This is a genomic window from Psychrobacter sp. 1Y4, from assembly GCF_051847555.1.
Genome location: NZ_JBPYDE010000488.1, coordinates 1 through 741 on the forward strand (window position 1 = coordinate 1; position 741 = coordinate 741).

Annotated in this window: 1 pseudogene; it reads left to right on the forward strand. The window is 46.6% G+C overall.

The window, feature by feature from the left end:
* A pseudogene (locus ACS8FC_RS17125) lies at positions 1 to 741 on the forward strand (terminase); the annotation flags it as partial.

The following is a 741-nucleotide window of genomic DNA, read 5'->3' on the forward strand; positions in this document are numbered from 1 at the left end:
TTAGAGCGACCTCACTTGGTTGATGCGTCACTGTCAGCTACTACCAACAGCCGTAATGATATATCTACGCCTAACGGCATGAGCAATTCATTCGCACAGCGTCGCCATAGTGGACGTATTCGTGTCTTTACCTTTCATTGGCGTGATGATCCACGCAAAGATGACGTGTGGTACAACAAGCAGCTAGATGAGCTAGATGCGGTCACAGTGGCTCAAGAGATTGATATTGATTACGCAGCATCAGTTGAGGGTGTATTAATACCGTCAGCATGGGTGCAGTCTGCTATTGATGCTCATAGAAAGCTAGGCATTGATATTAGCGGTAGCAAGGTGATGGCGCTTGATGTGGCAGATGAAGGTATTGATAAAAACTCTATCGCTGGTCGTCATGGCGTATTGCTCAATTACTTAGATACATGGAGTGGTAAAGGTTCAGATATTTTTGCCACGTCTAAAAAAGCAGTTGAGGCAACCGCTGACAGTCAATCAGAATACTTTTTGTATGATGCCGATGGTTTAGGTGCAGGCGTCAAAGGTGATGCCAGGGTGGTTAACGAGCAGCGATTAGGAATACCTGATGTTGATGCTCACCCTTTCCGTGGTTCGGCTGGCATCTATAAGCCAGAGCGTGAGGATATTGTTGGTAAAAAGAACAGCGATGCTTTTGATAACTTCAAAGCACAAGCTGGATGGGCCTTACGCAAGCGCTTCTTACTGACTCATAGGGCTGTGGCCGAGGGT